At 72.8% G+C, this 19,942-nt stretch carries 9 protein-coding genes; all 9 read right to left on the bottom strand.

The annotated features are described in order from the left end of the window. Positions 1-19: 19 nt before the first annotated feature. Positions 20-5,407, bottom strand: a complete 5,388-nt coding sequence (locus ACIBVP_RS06920) for an SDR family NAD(P)-dependent oxidoreductase (protein WP_396105060.1) — start codon at positions 5,405-5,407, stop codon at positions 20-22. Between the two features lie 20 nt (positions 5,408-5,427). Further along, positions 5,428-8,892: an amino acid adenylation domain-containing protein gene (locus ACIBVP_RS06925; protein ID WP_396105061.1), complete on the bottom strand. Its 3,465-nt coding sequence runs from the start codon at positions 8,890-8,892 to the stop codon at positions 5,428-5,430. Then, positions 8,889-11,150 carry a lantibiotic dehydratase gene (locus ACIBVP_RS06930; protein WP_396105063.1) on the bottom strand — a complete coding sequence of 754 codons (2,262 nt, stop codon included), beginning with the start codon at positions 11,148-11,150 and terminating at the stop codon, positions 8,889-8,891. Before ACIBVP_RS06930 ends, ACIBVP_RS06925 begins: the two co-directional genes overlap by 4 nt. Further along, on the bottom strand, positions 11,147-13,474 hold the full coding sequence (locus ACIBVP_RS06935; RefSeq protein ID WP_396105065.1) for a lantibiotic dehydratase: 2,328 nt from the start codon (positions 13,472-13,474) through the stop codon (positions 11,147-11,149). The genes ACIBVP_RS06930 and ACIBVP_RS06935 overlap by 4 nt, the downstream gene beginning before the upstream one ends. Further along, a complete protein-coding gene (locus ACIBVP_RS06940) occupies positions 13,471-14,238 on the bottom strand; it encodes a thioesterase II family protein (protein WP_396105066.1) in 768 nt (255 codons plus the stop codon). Before ACIBVP_RS06940 ends, ACIBVP_RS06935 begins: the two co-directional genes overlap by 4 nt. After that, a complete protein-coding gene (locus ACIBVP_RS06945; RefSeq protein ID WP_396105067.1) occupies positions 14,235-17,681 on the bottom strand; it encodes an AMP-binding protein in 3,447 nt (1,148 codons plus the stop codon). The genes ACIBVP_RS06940 and ACIBVP_RS06945 overlap by 4 nt, the downstream gene beginning before the upstream one ends. A 322-nt stretch (positions 17,682-18,003) precedes the next feature. Then, positions 18,004-19,188, bottom strand: a complete 1,185-nt coding sequence (locus ACIBVP_RS06950) for an RNA polymerase sigma factor (protein WP_396105068.1) — start codon at positions 19,186-19,188, stop codon at positions 18,004-18,006. Between the two features lie 8 nt (positions 19,189-19,196). Then, positions 19,197-19,529 carry a YnfA family protein gene (locus ACIBVP_RS06955; RefSeq protein WP_396105069.1) on the bottom strand — a complete coding sequence of 111 codons (333 nt, stop codon included), beginning with the start codon at positions 19,527-19,529 and terminating at the stop codon, positions 19,197-19,199. Further along, positions 19,526-19,864: a YciI family protein gene (locus ACIBVP_RS06960; protein WP_396105070.1), complete on the bottom strand. Its 339-nt coding sequence runs from the start codon at positions 19,862-19,864 to the stop codon at positions 19,526-19,528. The genes ACIBVP_RS06955 and ACIBVP_RS06960 overlap by 4 nt, the downstream gene beginning before the upstream one ends. Between the last annotated feature and the right edge of the window lie 78 nt (positions 19,865-19,942).

Consider the following 19,942-nt stretch of genomic DNA (forward strand, 5'->3'; position numbering starts at 1 on the left):
GTTCTCCTTGCGAAATGGGTCAGGCCCGGGGCAGCCGGGGGATGGTGGTCGCGGGTGCGGCGGGTTCGGGAGCGGCTTCGTCGGCCTTGATCTCCTCGATGCGGGCGGCGAGCCCTGCGACGGTGGGTAGTTCGAACAGGCTGCGCATGGGCAGTCGCACGCCGATGGCCTTGCGCAGGGCGGCGATGAGCTGGACGGCGACGAGGGAGTTGCCGCCGAGGCCGAAGAAGTCGTCGTCGACGCCGACGACGTCGACGCCGAGCGCGTCCCGCCACACCTGGGCGACGGCCTTCTCGAGTTCGGTGCGGGGCGGGGTGGACGCGTCGCCGTCGGTGGCCGGGGTGTCGGTGGCCTGGTCGAGGTCGGTGGCGATGGTGTCGGTGGTGACCTCGCGGGCGCGGGCCATGATGTCGGCGACCGTGTGGGTGGTGATGACGACCTGGTTGCCGAGCCCTGCGGTGACGACGCCGCCGAGGCTGCGGTGGAACGCTTCGGCGCCGTCGGCGGGGGTGATGTCGTCGGTCGCCACGACGGGGGCGTCGGCGGCGGTGTCGGCGGTGAGGCCGCCGGTGACGGCGTCCTGGTCGACCTTGCGGAGCGTGAACTCGCTGATGGCGACGAGTTCGCGGCCGTGTGTGTCGACGAGCCGGAGGTCGGCTGTGACGACGTCGTCGGTGTCGGCTTCGCGGTAGGTGAGGTGGCTGTAGAACTCGTTCGGCAGTGGTGCGCGGACGACGATCCGGCCGTAGGACAGCGGCAGGTAGGTGCCTTCGCCGCGGCCGCGGCCGAACGCGGTGGCCACGTCCAGCAGGGCGGGTTGGAGGCCCCAGCCTTGTTCGTCGCCGGGGGCGACGATGTGGGCGAGTTCTTCGCCGTCGCCGAGGTGGTGTTCGCGCAGCGCGTGCCAGCGTGGCCCGAAGGTGAGCATGCTGGTTCGGCCGCGGCCGAACGAGTTGTCGTCGTCGATGCGGCGGCAGCGGGCGATGGTGCCGTTGATGTCGAGGTCGGGGCCGGGTGCGTCGGCGGTCCAGCCCGCGGACCCGCGGACGTGGCTGCGGGTGACGCCGGCGGCGACGCTCTGGACCTCCACGTCGAGTCCGTCGTCGCCCGGGGTGGTGACGACCTGGTACTGGGCGAGCGTGCCGTCGGGGACGGCGAAGGGTTCGAGGAACGCGACGTCCCGCAGTTCGAGCGCGGCACCGGCGGGTCCGGGCAGGATCGCGGCGGTCGCGGCTCGCGCGCATTCGAGGTGTCCGGTGCCGGGGACGACGGGGACGCCGCCGATGCGGTGTTCGTCGAGGACCCAGTGTGTGCCCGCGGACACGAGGCCGCGCGCGACGGTGTGTTCGGTGCCCTCGACGACGGTGGTGAGCACGGGGTGGTCGAGCGAGCGGCTGGTGCCGTCGTGGGTGAGCGCGCGGAACGCGGCGGGTGCCGCCGTTTCGACGGCCATGCCGACCTCGGCCCAGCCGCCCCAGTTCTGGCTCAGCACGGGCGCGCGGAACCCGGTGCTGGTGTGGGCGAACGCGTCGAGGAAGTTGTTGGCGGCGCAGTAGTCGACCTGTCCGAAACCACCGGCGACGGCGGTGATGGACGAGCAGAGGACGACGAAGTCGAGGTCGTCGTCGCCGAACACGTCGGCGAGCGCGAGGGTGCCCGCGAGTTTGGGGGCGAGGACCTTTTCGGCTTCGGCGCGTTGTTTGACCTCGGCCATGCCGCCGCCGGGGAGACCGGCGGCGTGGACGATGCCGTCGAGGCCGCCGAACTCGTCGTGTGCGGCGGCGCGGACGCGGCGGACGTCGGCGGGGTCGGTGACGTCGGCGGCGACCACGAGCACCCGCGCGCCGGCGGCTTCCATGCGGCGGATGGCGGCGATGCCGCGGCCGACGCGGTCGGTGGGTGCGCTGCCGTGCACGGCGAGGTAGGTGTCCCAATCGTCGCGGGGCGGCAGGCCGGTGCGGGCGGTGAGCACGAGTCTGGCCTTGGCGCGGACGGCGAAGTCCTCGGCGAGGGTGATGCCGACGCCGCCGAGGCCGCCGGTGATGAGGTAGCGGCCGCCGTCGCGCACGGGGCTCTCCCCTGCCGGGAGCGACACCTGTTCGTAGCCGCCGACCCAGGTGCGGGCGCCGCGGAGCACGACTTCGGTGCGTTCGGCGTCGACCGGCCGGGCCAGTTCGGCGACGATGGCGCGGACGTCGGTGGTGGCCGCGTCGGCGTCGACGCGGCGGACGGTGAGGCCGGGGAGCTCGGTCGGCAGGACGCGGGCGAGTCCGGCGAGGGTGGCGTGTTCCGGGCGGGTGAGGTCGGTGCCGGTGACGTCGGCGGTGCCCGAGGACACGAGGTCGAGGTGCACGCCGTCGGTGGCGCCGGCGCCGGCGAGCGCCTGGATGAGGGACAGGACGTGGAAGAACCCGCGGTCCTGCGCGGCCCAGGCGGCGTCGATGTCGGTGCCGGCGGGGTCGCCGTCGAGGGCGAGTGCGTGCACGATCCGTGTCGGGGTGCCGAGTGCGGCGGGGTCGGTGTCCGCGCCCAGCAGCCGGACCTCGGCTCCGGCGGCGGTGAGCGCGTCGGCGAGCGCGGTGCCGCGGGGGCCGTCGGCGACCACGACGGTCGGTCCGAACGGGACGGTCCGCGGGCCGGTGGCGACCTGCCGCCAGGCCGGCACGGCGAACCAGTCGGTGAGCGGTTGGGGGCCGCGCCGGGCCGGCTTGGCGGCGGTCGACGACTCCGGGTCGGGGGCGATCCAGTGCCGTTTGCGTTCGAACGGGTACACCGGCAGCGGGATCCGCTGGGCGTCCACGTCGGACTCGGCGCGGACCGGCACACCGGCGACCCACAGGGTGCCGGCGGTGGCGGTCAGCATGGCGAGGTCGCCGCCGGGCTCACCGGGGGCGGGGAGGGTGGCGAGCGGCGCGAGCGCGCGCTGTTCGGGTCCCGCCTTGGCGACCTGCATGCGGGCCAGTCCGGTGAGCTGGCGGCCGGGGCCGCATTCGACGAGCGCCCAGCGGCCCGCGGCGAGGAGGGTGGCGATGTCGGCGCCGAAGCGGACGGGGTTGCGCAGGTGCGCGGCCCAGTAGGTGGGGTCGGTGGCCTGTGCGTCGGTGATCCAGTCGCCGGACACGTTGGACAGGAACCGGGTCGTGGGCGCGGACAGCGGCACGGTGTGCATGAGTTCGGTGAACTCGGCGAGGATCGGTTCCATCATGGCGGAGTGGAACGCGTGGGAGGTGCGCAGTTCCTTGGCTTTGACGGCGTCGGCCTTGAGTTGTTCCGCGTACGCGGCGACCTTGTCGGCCGGTCCGGCGACGACGCAGGTGCCGGGGCCGTTGACGGTGGCGATCTCGATGCCGTCGGGCAGAGTCACGGCGGTCTCGTCGAGTTGGACGGCGAGCATGGCGCCGGGTGCGACGGACTGCATGAGCCTGCCGCGGGTGGCGACGACCCGCAGCGCGTCGGGGAGAGTGAACACGCCTGCGATGGTGGCGGCGACGTATTCGCCGATGGAGTGGCCGACCATGGCGGCGGGCCGCACGCCCATGCTGTGCCACAGCAGCGCGATGGCGTACTCGACGACGAACAGCGCGGGCTGGGTGTAGCGGGTTTCGCGCAGTTTCTCGTCGGCGTCGGGGTCGCGGCCGAGGATGAGGTCGCGGATGTCGGTGCCCAGCAAGGGGGTGAGGTGTTCGGCGCACTCGTCGACGGCGGCGGCGTACACGGGCCGGGTCGCGTACAGTTCCGCGCCCATTCCGGCGTACTGGGCGCCCTGGCCGGAGAACAGGAACGCGACGGGTGGGGTGTCGGCGGTACCGGTGACGCGGCGGCGTTTGGTGCGCAGCGCGGTGATGGCGTCGGTCAGGTCGGTGGCGACGACGGCGGCCCGGTGGGGGTATTCGGGGCGGCCGACGCGCAGGGTGTGGGCGATGTCGGCGAGGTGTTCGGGGCCCGCGGCGGTGGTGTTCTCGAGGTGGTCGGCGAGCTGGGTGATCGCGTTGCCGAGCGCGGTTTCGGTGCGTGCGGACAGGGTGAGCAGTTGTGGTCCGGCGGCTTCGCGGCGGGCGCGGGTGGTCGCGGGGGCTTCGCGCAGGATGACGTGTGCGTTGGTGCCGCCGATGCCGAAGGAGCTGACGCCGGCGGTGCGGGGCAGCCCGTCGGGGTCCCATTTGGTGAGGGTGGAGGTGACGTAGAACGGGGTGGCGGGGAAGTCGATCGCGGGGTTGGGCTGCTCGTAGTTGATCGACGGCGGGATCATGCCGTGTTCGATGGCGAGGACTGCTTTGATGACGGAGATGATGCCCGCGGACTGGGAGAGGTGGCCGATGTTGGCCTTGACCGAGCCGATGCCGCACCATTCGCGTTGGCCGGTGTTCTCGCCGTAGACCATGGACAGGGCGGTGACCTCGATGGGGTCGCCGATGGCGGTGCCGGTGCCGTGGGCTTCGACGTAGGTGATCTCGCGGGGGTCGATGCCTGCCATGGCGACGGCGGCGGCGACGGCTTCCGCCTGCCCGTCGACGCTGGGTGCGGTGAACCCGACCTTGTTGCCGCCGTCGTTGTTGACGGCGTTGCCGAGGACGACGGCGCGGATGGTGTCGCCGTCGGCGATGGCGTCGGCGAGCCGTTTGACGAGCACGGTGCCGACGCCGCTCCCCCACACGGTGCCGTTGGCGCCCGCGTCGAAGGGCCGGACGTGCGCGTCGGGTGAGGTGAACCCGTCCATGCCGAGGTAGCCGACGCCGTGCGGGTGCTCGATGTTGACCCCGCCGGCGATGGCCATGTCGCATTCGCCGTTGCGGAGTGCTTCGCAGGCGAGGTGCAGTGCGACGAGGGAGGTGGAGCAGGCGGTGGCGACGGTCATGCTGGGGCCGCGCAGGTCGAGTTTGTAGGAGGGGCTGGTGGCCACGTAGTTGGGCTGGTTGCCGGTGGCGAGGGAGACGGCGTTGTACGGCGAGCCGCTGGCGGCGGCGTTTCTCTTGATGTTCTCCCAGAAGTAGGCGTTGCCGCCGCTGCCGGCGTAGACGCCGATGGCGCCCGGGTAGCGGGCGGGGTCGTAGCCCGCGTCCTGCAGGACGGTGTAGCAGCTTTCGAGGAACAGCCGGTGCTGGGGGTTGGTGAGCGCGGCTTCGCGGTCGGACATGCCGAACAGGCCCGCGTCGAGTTGGTCGAAGCCGTCGACGACGGGGGCGCCGTTGACCCAGCCGGGGTCGTCGACCTCGGCTTCGAGTGCGCCGCGACTGAGTTGTTCCTCGCGGGTGAAGGTGGTGACGGATTCGACGCCGTCGACGAGGTTGCGCCAGAACTGGTGCACGTCACTCGCGCCGGGTACCCGGGCGGCGATGCCGACGATCGCGATCGGCTCGACGCCGTCCTCCGTGTCGACGCCGGTGCCGATCTCGTACGGCTGGTCCATCGTTCCTCGATTCCCTCTGGTCACTGCGCGCTGCCTGTGGTGCGGCGCGGTGGGTTGCGTCTGGCGCGGTTGCGCCGGGCCGCTGCGCGGTTGGCCGCCGCGGCCAGCAGCGGTTTGTCTTGCGGTCCTGCCAGGTGTGCGGCGAGTGCGCGGATGTTCGGGTACCGGAAGAGGTCGAGCATCCTGATCTGGCGGCCGGTGGCGGCGGTGAGCCGTCCGTGGACGGCGGCCATGGCCATGGAGTGGCCGCCGATGTCGAAGAAGTTGTCGGCGAGGCCGACGGTGTCGCGGTCGAGGACGTCGCGCCAGATGCCGGTGAGGAGTTGTTCCATGGCGGCGGTGTCGGCGCTGGTGTCGGCGCCGCCGCTGTTTCCGATGGGCACGGTGACGGTGACGACCTCGGGTGCGGCGACGGTCATGGCGCCGGGTGCCGGGGTGCGGACCTCGGTTCTGGGCAGGTGTGGTGCGACGTCGGCGGGGTCGGCGTCGGGGGTGTCGGCGAGGGCGCCGACGAGTTCGGTGAGGTCGGTGAGCAGCGCGTCGACGCGGCTGGTGTCGAACAGGTCGGGGTTGTGGACGGTGTCGAACGCGAGCCTGCCGTCGCGTTCGACGACGTAGACGGTGAGGTCGAACGGCGATCCGGGTTTGGGCACGGCGATCGGTGTGGTGTCCAGTCCGGACAGCCGCAGCCGGGGTTCGGTGAAGTTCAGGACGTTGAACAGGACCTGGACGAGTGGGGCGCGTGCGGTGTCGCGGGGCACGCCGAGCGCGTCGACGATCCGGTCGAGCGGCGCGGCGGGGTGTGCGGTGGCGTCGCGGAGTCCGGCGGCGTTGGTGTGGACGGTGTCGGCGAAGGTGCGCCCGCCGGCGCGCAGCCGCACGGGCACGGTGTCGATGAAGAACCCGATGGCGTCGTCGAACTCGGCGTGGGTGCGGTCGGCGACGATCGCGCCGAGCACGTGGTCGGGGTTGCCGGTGAGTCGGCGGAGCAGTTCGGCGAGCCCGGCGAGGAGGACGCCGGCGGGGGTGGCGCCGAGCCGGGTGGCGGCGGCGCGGACGGCGGTGTCGACGTGGGGTGGGAAGGTGACGCTGGTTTCGGCGCCGGTGTAGGTCTGTGCGGCGGGGCGGGGCCGGTCGCGGGGCAGGTCGAGCACGGTGGGCGCGTCCGCGAGGTGCTGGGTCCACCAGGCGAGGTCGGCGGTGCCTGTGGCGCGGTCGCGGCGGTCACGCCAGACGGCGTAGTCGGCGTAGGTGGCGCGCAGCGGGGGCAGTGCCGGGGTGGCGCCGGTGGTGGCCTGCTGGTAGGCGTCGGCGAGGTCGGTGTAGAGCCGTGCCTCTGACCAGCCGTCGAACACGGCGTGGTGGACGGTGATCGCGAGGACGTGTTCGTCGCGTGCGAGGCGGTAGAGGGCGACGTGCCAGGCGGGTGCGGTGGCGAGGTCGAACACGTGCCGGGCGCCTGCGGCGAGCCTGCGGTGCAGGTCGGCGTGGTCGGTGACGTCGACGACCGGCATCGGCACGTCGGCGGGTGGGGTGCGTTCGGCGTAGGGGGCGCCGGCGGTTTGTTTGATGCGCCAGCGCAGCACGTCGTGGCGGTCGGCGACGGCCCGCAGTGCGGCGCGGAGTGCGGGGACGTCGAGTGGGCCGGTGAGTTTCTGGGCGAGCGCGATGTTGTAGGGCGCGTCGTCGGGGGCGAGTTGGTCGGTGAACCACAGCCGGGTCTGGGGTGGGGACAGGGTCGGCGGGTTGCCGGTGGTGAGTTCGCGGCCGGGAAGTGGGGCGGCGGTGTCGAGGAGGGCGGCGAGCGCGGGCACGGTGGGCGTGGTGAACAGGTCCTTGACGGAGAGCTGTCGGCCGAGCCGGTCGCGGAGCGCGGCGACCAGGCGCATGGCGGTGATGGAGTTGCCGCCGCCGGTGAAGAAGTCGGTGTCGCGGGTGGGGGTCTGGCCGAGCACGGTCGCCCAGACGCGGGCGATGGCCTGTTCTGTGGGGGTGCCGTCGTAGTCGGGGGTGTCGGCGGCGAGGTCGGCGACGGCTTGTGCGGCGAGTGCGCGGAGGGTGGCGCGGTCGAGTTTGCCGGTGCGCGGGTCGGTGGGGAGTTCGTCGCGGCGCAGGACGAGTTCGGGGCGCATGGCGGTGGTGAGCCGGGGTGCGGTGAACTCGGCGAGCGCGGTGTCGCCGGGTGCGGTGGCGGGTGCGAGGAACGCGACGAGGCGGGTGCCGGTCGTGCCGGTGACGGCTTCGACGGCGGCGTGGCGGACGGCGGGGTGTTCGACGAGGACGGCTTCGATCTCGCCGAGTTCGATGCGCTGGCCGCGGACCTTGACCTGCCGGTCGATGCGGCCGAGGTGGACGATCGTGCCGTCGGGGTCGCGGCGGACGCGGTCGCCGGTGCGGTAGAGGCGGTCGCCGGGGTGGGTGCCGAACGGGTCGGGGAGGAACCGTTCGGCGGTGAGTGCCGGGCGGCCGAGGTAGCCGTCGGCGACGCCGGGGCCGCCGACGAGCAGTTCGCCGGGTTGGCCGTCGGGCACGGGCCGCAGTTGGTCGTCGACGACGTGCAGGCGGTGGCCGGGTGTGACGCGGCCGATGGGCACGGGGTCGTGGTCGGCGGTGACGGGGCCGGTGACGACGGAGACGGTGGTTTCGGTGGGGCCGTAGACGTTGACGAACTGCCTGCCGGGTGCCCAGCGTGCGACGAGGTCGGCGGGCAGCGGTTCCCCGCCCGCGAACACGCGCCGCCAGGACGGCACGTCCGCGGGGTCCACTGTGGACAGCATGGTGGGGGTGAGCAGGCCCCATTCGATGTCGTGGGTGACGAGGAACCGGCGCAGCCGTTCGGGGTCGGCGCGGTCCTCGGCGGGCACGAGCTGGATCTCCGTGCCGGCGGTGAGGGTCACGAAGAAGTCGATGGTGACGGCGTCGAACCCGAGGGAGGACGCGGCGAGGGTGCGGGTGCCCGGCGCGAGCGGGTACAGCTCCTGCCAGCCGGCGACGTAGGCGGCGACGTTGCGGTGGGTGGTGAGCACGCCTTTGGGTCTGCCGGTGGAGCCGGAGGTGTAGAGCACGTGGAAGACGTCGTGCTCGGTGGCCGGGCAGGGGCGGGGTGTGGCGGTGCCTTCGGGGGCGAGGGTGCGGATGCCGGGCGCGTCGCCGAACTCGGCGGCCGCGGCGTCCCCGACGACGATGGTCACGTCGGCGTCGTCGGCGATCTCCAGCAGCCGTCGGCGCGGGCCGCCTGGTTCCAGGGGGACGTAGCAGGCGCCGGAGAGCAGCACGCCGAGCACGGTGACGACGTAGCCGACGTCGCGGGTGGCGCAGAGACCGACCCTGGTTCCGGGTCCGGCGCCCATGTCGCGGAGGGCGTCGGCGACCGCGGCGGCGCGTTCGGTGAGTTCGGTGTAGGTGAGCCGGGTGTCCCACTGCCGCACGGCGACGGCGTCGGGTGTTCTTCTCGCCTGGGCGAGGATCTGGTCGGGGACGGTCATCGACGTGCTCCACTGGGTGAGTACTGGGCGGGGTCGGTGAGCTGGAACCGCAGTTCGCTCACATACCGGCCGCCGTGCGCGTCGGGCAGCCACGAGTCGGCTGTGGACGGCAGTTGTTCGGTGATGGTCACGGGCACGTCCGGGCCCGACTGCCGCGCGGTGCGCAGCATGGTGCAGAGGACCTGCACGAAGCCGGGGCCGGCGAGGTCGACGTAGGTCGGCTTGGTTTCCGTGCCGAGTTTGACGAAGACGCGTTCGGGCAGCCCGAGTCGTTGCCGGAACGCGCGGGTGGCGAGGAACCGGTCGCGTTCGCCGGTGACGTCGGCGAGCCCGGTGGCGGCGACGGTGGTGCGCCAGGTGCGGCGGGCGACGACGAGCTGGTCGAGCACGATCCGCGGGCTGGTGGCGGCGGGGCCGACGAGTTTGAAGCTGTCGAGCAGCACGACGGTGAGCACGTGCCCGAACGCTTCGACCAGCGGCCAGGTGCGGCCGTCGGGCAGGACGGCGGTCAGCTCGCCGTCGCGGTCCTCGACCAGGATCGAGGTCGCGGGCACGAGGTGCGGGCCGGCGCCGCGGGCGTCGACGACACCGAGTTCGCAGTCGCCGGGCGTGTTGAGGCCGTGGCGGGCGCGGCCGGTGTTGCGGGGCGCGTCGTCGGGGTAGAGCATGCGGGTCCGTGGCCCGAACTCGGCGTGGTGCGCGGCCCGCAGCGCCTGCTGGTCGGGGTGCCATGGGGAGAACAGCGCGCTGTCGAACGGGTTGTAGGCGGGGTGGAGTTCGCCGAGCACGAGCAGGGTGGCGGGGTCGTCGAGGTCGGCCACCTCGGCGGCACACACCTGCAGGTCGACGCTGTGCACGCGGGCGGAGGGCCAGCCGGGGCCGGGTGCGGCGAACAGTTGCTCGGACTCGGCGGCGAGGTCGGCGGCGGTGAGCCGGATCTCGGCCGCGCCGGGGTGCTCGGCCAGGCGGAACAGCCGGGACCAGCGGGCGGTGAACTCGGCGCCGATGCCGGCGCTGGGCCCGTTGGCGGTGTCGAACAGTTCGTCCTGCACCGGGTACCACAGGTCGGACAGGTGCACGGGTCCCGGCTGGGCGGCGTGCAGGTCCGCGGCGATCTGTTCGCAGGCGGCGCCGAACCGGGCGGACAGCCAGCGGGCGGCTCGCAGCACGATGGTGAGCGGCGCGGCCATGGTGGTGAGCAGCCCGCCGCCGACGACGAGGTCGGCGTCGCGGGTGGTGTCGAGGTAGGTGAGGGTGCGGCCCGCGTACATCTGTCCGTCGCGCCGGGTGGCGGCGCGGCCGGTGACGGCCGTGAACTCGGCGTCTACTGTGGACAGTGTGGTCGGGTCGGTGGTGGCGGCGTCCCGTGCGGCGCACAGGCGGTCGAACCCGGCGGCCACGCGCGCGCGGACCTCGTCGTCGCCGATGGCGGCGATCCGTTCGCGCAGCACGGTCTCGGCGTCGTGGGACAGCGGCAGGTGCGCGTCCCAGTGCAGCAGCCCGCGGTCGACGAGCCGGTCGAGCAGCAGGTAGCCGTCCTGTTCGCCGCGTCCGACACCGGCGACGACCTGGTGTGCGGGGGTGTGCCCGTCGCACCGGGACAGCAGTTGGGCGTCGGCGGCGGACAGTTCGACCGGGTCGGCGAGCGGTGTGCGCAGCCACCGGCCCTCGACGGTGACGTGTGGCCGTGGCACGGGTGGCCACCAGCGGCGCACGGCGAGGTCGGCGGCGAGGGCGTCGCCGTACTCGATGAGGGCCCAGGCTTCGAAGAACACGGCCCGGTCCCGCACGAGCTCTGGCCCTACCCGGACGGTGGTGGGGGCCGCCGGGTCGACGGTGCCCCACGAGACGGGCCCGAAGAACCCGATGGTCTCGCTCTTGGCGCAGTAGCGTTGCCAGTAGCGCAGCAGCGCCTTCTCGCGGTCGCGGCGGCGGACCGTTCTGCGGGTGTCCGGCCCACCGGCGACCAGTTTGTCCAGTGTGGACAGCACGGCGGGGTTCTGCCACGCCACGGCCTCGCGCAGGAGCGGGTCGGCGGCGACGTCGCCGATCGCGACGGCACCGGCGCGCAGTGCTTCGGTGAACACCTTGTCGAACAGTTCCGCCGGCTGGTCGCCTGCGTTGCAGGCGTCCGCGGCGGCGGCCGCCTCGGGGGCGGTGAACCGGTCGAGGCCGGCGACGGGGAACCCGGTGGAGCGCAGCAGGACGTCCCGCCACACCGTCCACCCGGTGTCGCCGAGCGGCACGAGGTGGGTCATCGGGTGGCCTCCGGGAGGTTGGCGGTGTCCACGATGTGCAGGCGGAGTTCGCTGACGTAGCGGTTGCCCGCCGCGTCGGGCACCCACGCCTGGTCGGGGCCGGGGAGCAGTTCGCTGACGACGACGGGCACGTCGGGTCCGCCGTCGACGATGGCGGCGCGGATCATGGTGCAGAACAGCGACGCGTAGTGGGGGCTGGTGAGGTCGACGTAGCAGGGTTTGGTCTCGGTGCCGAGTTTGACGAACACGGCGTCGGGCAGGCCGGTGGCGAGCCGCCAGCGGCGCACGGCGAGGTAGCGGTCCCGCTCCCCCTTCGCGGTCGCGAGGCCGGTGGCGCCCGCGGTGGTGCGCCAGGTCTCGCGGCTGACGACGAGCCGGTCGACGGTGATCCGCGGGGTGTGCGGGGCGGGTGAGGTGAGTTTGAACGCGTCGACGGCGTGGATGGCGATGAGCTGGGAGAACACCTCGAGCAGCGGCCAGCGCGCGCCGTCGGCGTCGGTCGCGACCAGCTGTCCGTCCACTTCGGACACGTCGAGTGCGGTGGTGGCGAGGACGTGGTCGAGTCCGGCGCCGGGTGCCTGGGCGAACGCGAGCCGCACGTCGGTGGGGCCGGCGAGGCTGTCGGCGACGCGGCTGGTGCGGCGTGGCCAGTCGGTCGGGAACAGGGGGCGGACGCGGCGGGTGCCGAGGTCCTCGGCGAGCGCGGCGCGGAGGCGTTCGGGGTCGGGGTGTGCGGGGGTGAACACGTCGCAGTCGAAGGAGGCCCAGGCGGTGTGCATCTCGCCGAGCACGACGAGGAACTCGCCGCGTGCGAGTGCGTCGGGGCCCGCGGCGCAGATCTGGAGGTCGGGGCTGTGGAGGCGGGCCGCGGTCCAGGTGGTGGGGTTGGCGGGGAAGGCGGCGTCGACGTGGGCGGCGAGTGCGGCGGCGGTGGTCTCGACGGGTCGGCCGCCGCTATCGCTGTCGTTGTCGAGGTTGAACAGGGTGGCCCAGCGGCGGGCGAACTCGTCGGCGACGGTGTCGACGGGCCGGTTGCCGGTGGTGCCCCAGAACAGGCCTTGTGCGAGGTACCACAGGTCGGACAGGCGGACCGTGCCGTCGGTGGTGTCGGCGCGCAGTTCGGTGTGGAGGTCGCGCAGTGCGGTGTCGTAGGCGGTGGCGAGTTCGGCGGAGAGCCAGCGGGCGGCGCGCAGGAGCAGGTCGAGCGGGGCGGCGATGGTGTCGAGCAGCGGCCGGCCGACGGTGATGTCGAGGTCGCGGGCGGTGTCCTCGTAGCAGAGGGTGCGGCCGGCGTAGGTCTGTCCGCCGCGTCTGCGTGGTGGTTGTCCGGTGAGTTCGGTGAACACGGTGTCCAAGGTGGACAGTGCGGTGCGCAGGGTGTGCGGGTCGCCCGCGGCGGCGGCGACGGCGTCGCGGGCGGTGGTGAGCCGGTCCAGGCCCGCGGTCGCGGCGGCGCGGACGTGGTCGTCGCCGATGTCGGCGATGCGTCTGCGCAGCACGGTTTCGGCGGCGGAGGTGTTGGGCAGGCACGCGTCCCAGGTGAGGAGTTCGCGTTCGACGAGGTTGGTGAGGATGGTGTAGCCGTCGTCTTCGCGGCGCAGCCCGATGGCGGGGTCGGCGACCACGGCGGTGGCGGGTTGTTTGCCGTCGCAGGCGGCGAGGAGCGCGGCTTCGGCGGCGGTGAGGGTGAGGGGTGGGCGGCCGGGCCGGTGGACGTGCCTGCCGTCGAGGGTGAGGTGTGGCGCGAGCAGCGGTGGCCACCAGCGGCGGACGGCGGGGTCGGTGCTGATGGCGTCGGCGTAGGCCTGCACGACCCAGGCTTCGAGCACGACCCAGCGGCGGCGGGTGAGGCCGGGGCCTGCGGTGGTGTGTGCGGCGGTGGTGAGGCGGTCGTCGACGGTGACCCAGCAGCTGGGGCCGAAGAACCCGACGGTCTCGTTCTTGCCGCAGTAGCGCTGCCAGTACTTGAGGACGGCGCGCTCCCGGTCGCGGTAGCGGACGTTGCGGGCGGCGTCCGGTCCGGCGGCGGCGAGCCCGTCGAGCGCGTGGAGGGCGTTGGGGTTCTGCCAGGTGACGGCTTCGCGCAGGTGCGGGTCGGCGGCGATCGCGCGGAGCTGTGCGGCGCCCGCGGCGAGGGCGGTGTCGAAGTCGGCGTCGAAAGTGGTGTTGGTTTCGTTGTGCAGGAGTGCGTCGGCGCTCGCGGCGGCGGCGGGGGCGGACAGGGCGGTGAGGCCGTCGGCGGGGAACCCGGCGGAGCGCAGCAGCGCGTCGCGCCACACCGACCATGCGGTGTCCCCGAGCGGGATGCGGTGCTCCCCTGTCATGACGATCTGCCCGGCAGCGCGGAGAGGAGGTCCTTGGCGAGCAGGTCGGTGATGTGACCGGTGTCGTCGTGGAGGAAGAAGTGGTCGCCGTCGATGTCGTGCAGGGTGAATCCGGCCGAGGTGTGCCGGTCCCATGCCTGGATGTCGGCACGGGAGACGGCGGTGTCGGCGCGACCCGCGTAGGCGACGACGGGCACGGGCAGCGGTTCGCCGTCGGTGTGGGTGTACTCGTCGAGGTAGGTGAAGTCGGCGCGCAGCACGGGGAGCAGCAGTTCGAGGAGTTCGGGTTCGGCGAGCACGTCGTCGGACAGCCCGCCGCCCTCGGCGACGCGCGCCAGCAACGCGTCGTCGTCCAGTGTGGACAGTCCGGCGAAGGTGCCGGTGGCGGGGAGGTGCGGGGCGCGGCAGCCGCCGACGTAGAGCTTGACGGGGAGCCGGCCGCCGGTGCGGCGCAGGTGGCGGATGAGCTCGAAGGCGTGCCAGCCGCCGAGGGAGTGGCCGTAGATGGCGTAGGGGCCGCCGTCGTGGGTGTCGAGGTGGGTGTGGATGGCGTCGGCGAGTGCGGTGATCTCGGCGTCGTCGAAGCCGTGGTCCTCGACGATGCGGCTCTCGCGGCCGGGCAGCTGCACGGCGACGATCTCGATGTCGGGTCCGATCGCGGCGGGCCAGCGGCGGTAGGCGCTGGCCCCGGCGCCCGCGTAGGGCAGGCAGAACAGCCGCACCGCGGCGTCGGGCCTCGGTTGCGGGATCACGAACCGGTTCATGCCTGACCTCCTCGCCTCATGGGCTCGATCCAGTGCTGTTCGCGCTGGAAGGGATAGGTGGGCAGCGGGATGCGCCGCCCACGGGTGGTTGGCGGCGCGCCGGTGCCGGTGACCCAGAGTTCCGCGTCGGCGCGTGCCGGTCCGTCACCGGTCACGGCGCGGGTGGCGGGGTGGCCGCCGGTGAGTGCGTCGAGTGCGTCGACGGCGTCGTCGACGGTGGCGGCGAGGACGGCGGCGCGGCATCCGAAGGCGCGTCGTCCGGTGGTGAGGGTGTGTGCCACGTCGGTGAGCGCGGGCCGGTGGGTGGCGAGGTGGTCGCGCAGCCGTGCGGCGGCGGCGCGCAGCGCGGTCTCGTCCCGTGCCGACAGCGGCAGCACGACGGGTGCGGGCGCGGGTTCGACGGGGCTGCCGGGTGCTTGGGCGACGAGCAGGTGGACGTTGGTGCCGCCCATGCCGAAGGAGCTGACGCCGGCGACGCGGCGGTCGGTGTCGGGCCAGTCACGCACCTTGGTCGGCACGTACAGGGGGCCCGCGGCGAGGTCGATTTCGGGGTGTGGGCGGGTGAAGTGCAGGTTCGGGGGGATGACGCCGGTGTGCACGGCGAGCACGGTCTTGATGAGCCCGGCGATGCCCGCGGCGGCGTCGAGGTGGCCGATGTTGGTTTTGACGGAGCCGAGCGCGACGGTCTCGGGTGCGGCGCTGTCGAGGACGTCGTTGAGGGCGGCGACCTCGATGGCGTCGCCGAGCGGGGTGCCGCTGCCGTGGGCTTCGACGAACTGGAGGGCCTCGGGTGCGATGTCGGCGGCGGCGAGGGCGTCGGCGATGGCGGCGGCTTGTCCGGCGGGGCTGGGCACGGCGTAGCCGGCGCGGTCCGCGCCGTCGTTGGTGATGCCCCAGCCGGGTAGGACGGCGTAGACGTGGTCGCCGTCGGCGAGGGCGTCGGCGAGTCTGCGCAGGACGACGGCTCCGGCGCCGGAGCCGAACCCGGAGCCCGCGGCGGCGTGGTCGAACGCGCGGCAGCGGCCGTCCGGGGAGGTCATGCCGCCCGGGGTGTGGCGGTGGCGTGGCCAGGTGACGCTGACGCCGCCGGCGAGCGCGACGTCGCAGCGGTAGTCGGCGAGGCTTTGCGCGGCGAGGCAGACGGCGGCGAGTGAGCTGGAGCAGGCGGTCTGGACGGCGAGGGCGGGGCCGGTGAGCCCGAGCCGGTAGGCGATCTGGCCGGGGAGGTGGTCGGGGAACTGGCGGGCGAGCAGCTGCGCTTCCCAGTCGTCGGGGTCGGCGTCGGTGACCTGCGGGTTGCCGAGGAGGTGGAACAGGAAGTACCGGTTGGCCGACGCGGAGGCGAACACGCCGACGGACAGTTCGGGGTCGCCGCCGGGGATGTGCCCGGCGTTTTCCATGGCCTCCCAGGCGGTTTCGAGGAGGATGCGGTGCTGGGGGTCGGTGCGTGCGGCCTCGTCGGCGGTGAAGGAGAAGAAGCCGGCGTCGAAGTCGGGGATGCCGTGGAGCAGTCCGCCCGCGCGGACGTGTGCGGGGTCGGCGCGCAGTGCGGGGCCGATGCCGAGTGCGGCCAGTTCGTCGTCGGTGTAGTCGTGGATGGCGTCGGTGCCTGCGCAGAGGTTCCACCAGAAGGTGTCGAGGTCGGCGGCGCCGGGGAATCGTCCGGCCATGCCGATGACGGCGATCTCGTCGCCGGTGTAGCCGGGGGCGCTCGCGGTGGACGGGGCGGACGCGGTGGACGGAGTGGCCTGTGGCGCTGTCCCGGTGGCACTGTCGAGGTGGCGGGCCTGGGCGGTGATGGTGGTGTGGGTGAACAGCGCGAGCAGTGGCACGTCGGTGCCGAACTCGGCGTTGAGGCGTTGCTGGACCTGGCCGAGCAGGAGTGAGTGGCCGCCGACGTCGAAGAAGGCGGCGTCGGGGGCGATGGAGTCGGTGCGCAGGACGGTGCACCAGATGGCGTGGACGCGGGCCTCGGTGACGGTCAGGTCGTGTGTGGCCGGGGTGGTGACGGGCGGGTCGGGCAGGGCGCGTTCGTCGATCTTTCCGGTGACGGTCAACGGGAACTCGTCGATCACGACGACGGCGCGGGGCACGGCGTGGGCGGGCAGCACGTCGGCCAGTGCGGCGCGCAGCGTGTGGGGGTCCAGGTCGGTTCCGGTGACGTAGCCGAGGAGTGTCTCGTCGCGGGCGATGGCGCGGGCGGCGGTGACGCCGGGTTGGGTGCGCAGCGCGGTCTCGACTTCGGCGGGTTCGACGCGGAAGCCGCGGACGTTGACCTGGCGGTCGAGTCGGCCGTGGCAGACGAGGGTGCCGTCGGGCAGGCGTTCGCCGAGGTCGCCGGTGCGGTAGTGCCCTGGACCGAACGCCGGACTGTCCACATTGGCGTATCCGGTGACGAGGTGGTCGCCGTGGACGGTGATCTCGCCGCGGTGCCCGGGTTCGTCGGACAGTTCGATGCGGTAGCCGGGCAGTGCGGTGCCGATGGGCAGCGGGCCGGCGGCGGTGTCGTCCACTTCGGATGGACGGAGGTGGTGGTGTGCGGCGAAGGTGACCTCGGTGGCGCCGTAGCCGTTGACGAACTCGACGTCGGGTGCGAAGGCGTCGCGGCCGCGCCGGATGTCGGCGTAGGTGGACTGTTCGCCGCCGAGCAGCACTGTGCGCACTGTGTTCAACCGAGCCGGCCCCAGGGTGTCGAGGAGATACCGGTACAGAGTCGGTGTGGAGTGGAAGATCGTTACGCCGTGGTGGGAAAGTCCGGCCGTGACGTGGGTGAGGCCGTGGGTGCGGACGTCGAGTGGGACGACGGTGGCGCCGGTCAGCAGTGCCGGGTACAGGTCGGGGATGGCGGCGTCGAAGCTGAAGGAGGCGAGGAGGCTCAGCCGGTCGGCGGCGGTGATGGCGAGGCTCGTGATCTGGTTGTCGACGACGTGGAGCAGGTTGCGGTGGGTTTGTGCGATCGCTTTGGGTCTGCCGGTGGAGCCGGAGGTGAAGAGCACGTAGGCGATGTCGTCGAGTGCGGTGTCGTCGAGTGCGGCCGCGACGGGGTCGAGCGGCGCGGTGTCGTCACGGACGATGACGGCGTGGTCACCGAGGTGGTTGGCGAGGTCGGTGTGTTCGGGGTCGGTGAGCACGGTGGTCACGTCGGCGTCGGTGACCATCGTGGACAGCCGGGGGCGCGGGAAGGTGGGGTCGAGCGGCACGTAGGCGCAGCCCGCGGCGAGGGTGCCGAGGATCCCGGCGATGGTGGGGAGTCCGTGGCCGGTGACGAGGCCGACGCGGCTGCCGGGTCGGACGCCGGCGGTGGTGAGCGCGCGGGCGTGGCCGCCGGCGATGGTGGCGAGTTCCGCGTAGGTGACGGTGCGGTCGCCGTGGACGACGGCGTGGTGATCGGGTAGGCGCTTCGCGGTGTCGGCGAAGCGGCGGATGGTCGGTACGAGCGTCATCGCACACGAAACACACGAGAAAACCGGTGGGACAACGCACTCCTCTGACGCGCTCGGGCTGGGGGTCCCGACAGGCTAAATCGGAGGGCACCGGTATGCGTCGGCTGCGCGGCCAGTTAGACCGAACGATCTTCGACGATATTCCGTTCGTCGCAACATTTTCGACCGAACAGCGCCATGAGAGACAAAAGCTCCGTCTACTATAGCGAGTCGGTCAACCACGGTGCGTCAACACGCACATTTCGCCCATGTCGTGTGGACTGTCCCGTGTGGACCCGAAGTGGTTGCGGCGTCAAGGAAACGGGGGGTGCGGGTGGGCGGTTCAGCTGCCGAGGAGTCCGTTCAGGACGGTGCGGTCGGCGGCGGGGGCGTGTGCGAGCGCGGTCTGGTAGGCGGTGGCGGCTTCGTCGTGTCTGCCGAGGCGGCGCAGCAGGTTGCCGCGCACGGAGTGGTACAGGTGGTAGCGGTCCAGCGACAGTGCGTCGACGATGGCGAGCGCTTCGGCCGGGCCGCGGAGTTCGGCGAGCGCGACGGCGCGGTTGAGTGCGACGACGGGGGTGGGTGCGATGGCCATGAGTTGGTCGTAGAGGGCGACGATCTGAGTCCAGTCGGTGTCGGCGGTGGTCGGTGCGTCGCTGTGCACGGCGGCGATGGCGGCCTGGATCTGGTAGGGGCCGGGCTGGTTGCGGCGCAGGCACTGGCGGACGAGCGCCTGCCCTTCGGCGATCATGTCGCGGTCCCAGCGGGCGCGGTCCTGGTCGCCGAGCAGCACGAGGTCGCCGGTGGTGGCGACGCGTGCGAGGCGGCGGGACTCGCTGAGCAGCATAAGTGCGAGCAGGCCGGTGACCTCGGGTTCGTCGGGCATCAGCGCGGTGAGGACGCGGCCGAGCCGGATCGCCTCGGCGGCGAGTTCGGGGCGGTCGACGGTCGAGTGGCCTTCGTTGAAGATCAGGTAGATGACGGCGAGGACGCCGGCGAGCCGGGCGGGGAGGTCGGCTTCGTGGGGCACGCGGTAGGGGATGTGCGCGTCGCGGATCTTGTTCTTGGCGCGGACGAGGCGTTGCGCCATGGTCGGTTCGGGGACGAGGAACGCACGGGCGACCTCGGCGGTGGTGAGGCCGCCGAGCAGCCGGAGGGTGAGGGCGACCCGCACGCCGGTGGCGAGCGCGGGGTGGCAGCAGGTGAAGATCAGGCGTAGCCGGTCGTCGTGCACCACGCCCTCCTCGTCGGGTTCGGTGGCCAGCAGGTCGAGTGCCTGGCGGTGGCGTTCGTCGCGGGTGGCTTCGCGGCGCAGGCGGTCGATGGCGCGGTTGCGGGCGGTGGTGATGAGCCAGCCGGCGGGGCTGGGTGGGATGCCGTCGGCCGGCCAGCGGCGGACGGCCTCGACGAACGCGTCCTGCACGGCTTCCTCGGCGAGGCCGATGTCGCCCAGGGCGCGGACGAGCACGGACACGGCGCGCCCGTACTCGCCGCGGTAGATCTCGTCGATGGTCACGTCGGTGGTCATGTGGGTGGTCACCGGCGTGGCGCGTACATGATCACGGCGACTCCGATCAGGCAGAGGGCGGCGCCGAGGTAGTCCCACCGGTCGGGGCGGAACTTGTCGACGACGATGCCCCAGGCGAGCGATCCGGCGACGAACACGCCGCCGTAGGCGGCGAGGATCCGCCCGAAGTGCGGGTCGGGCTGGAAGGTGGCGACGAACCCGTAGGCGCCGAGCGTGAGCACGCCTGCGGCGATCCACCACAGGCCGCGGTCCTCGCGCCAGCCCTGCCAGACCAGCCAGGCACCGCCGATCTCGGCGAGCGCGGCGAGCGCGAACAACACGAGGGACCTGACCACGCTCACTGGAACGGACGCACCTCGATGGCGAGCGGCGCGAGGACGGCGGCGAGCTTGCGTCCCCACGCGAGGGCGGCGTCGAGGTCCTCGGCCTGGATGACGGTGAACCCGCCGAGGAACTCCCTGGCTTCGATGAACGGCCCGTCGGTCACGAGGACGTCGTCGCCGGTGGCGCGCAGGACGGACGCGGTGGCCGGTGGGTGCAGCCCGCCCGCGAACACCCACGCGCCCGCGTCGCGCATTTCCTGGTTGAGCGCGTCCAGGTCCCGCATGACCGGCGCCAGGACTTCGGGCTCGGGTGCGCCTTCTGGCTGGTAGATGCTCAGCAGGTACTGCTTCATGGCGGTGATCCTCCCGCAGCGGTTCGGCCATCCCCTACACGAACACGCCCCCGGTCGATCGACACCCAACGTAGTATG

The organism is Actinophytocola sp. NPDC049390, assembly GCF_044466355.1.
Lineage (GTDB): Bacteria > Actinomycetota > Actinomycetes > Mycobacteriales > Pseudonocardiaceae > Actinophytocola.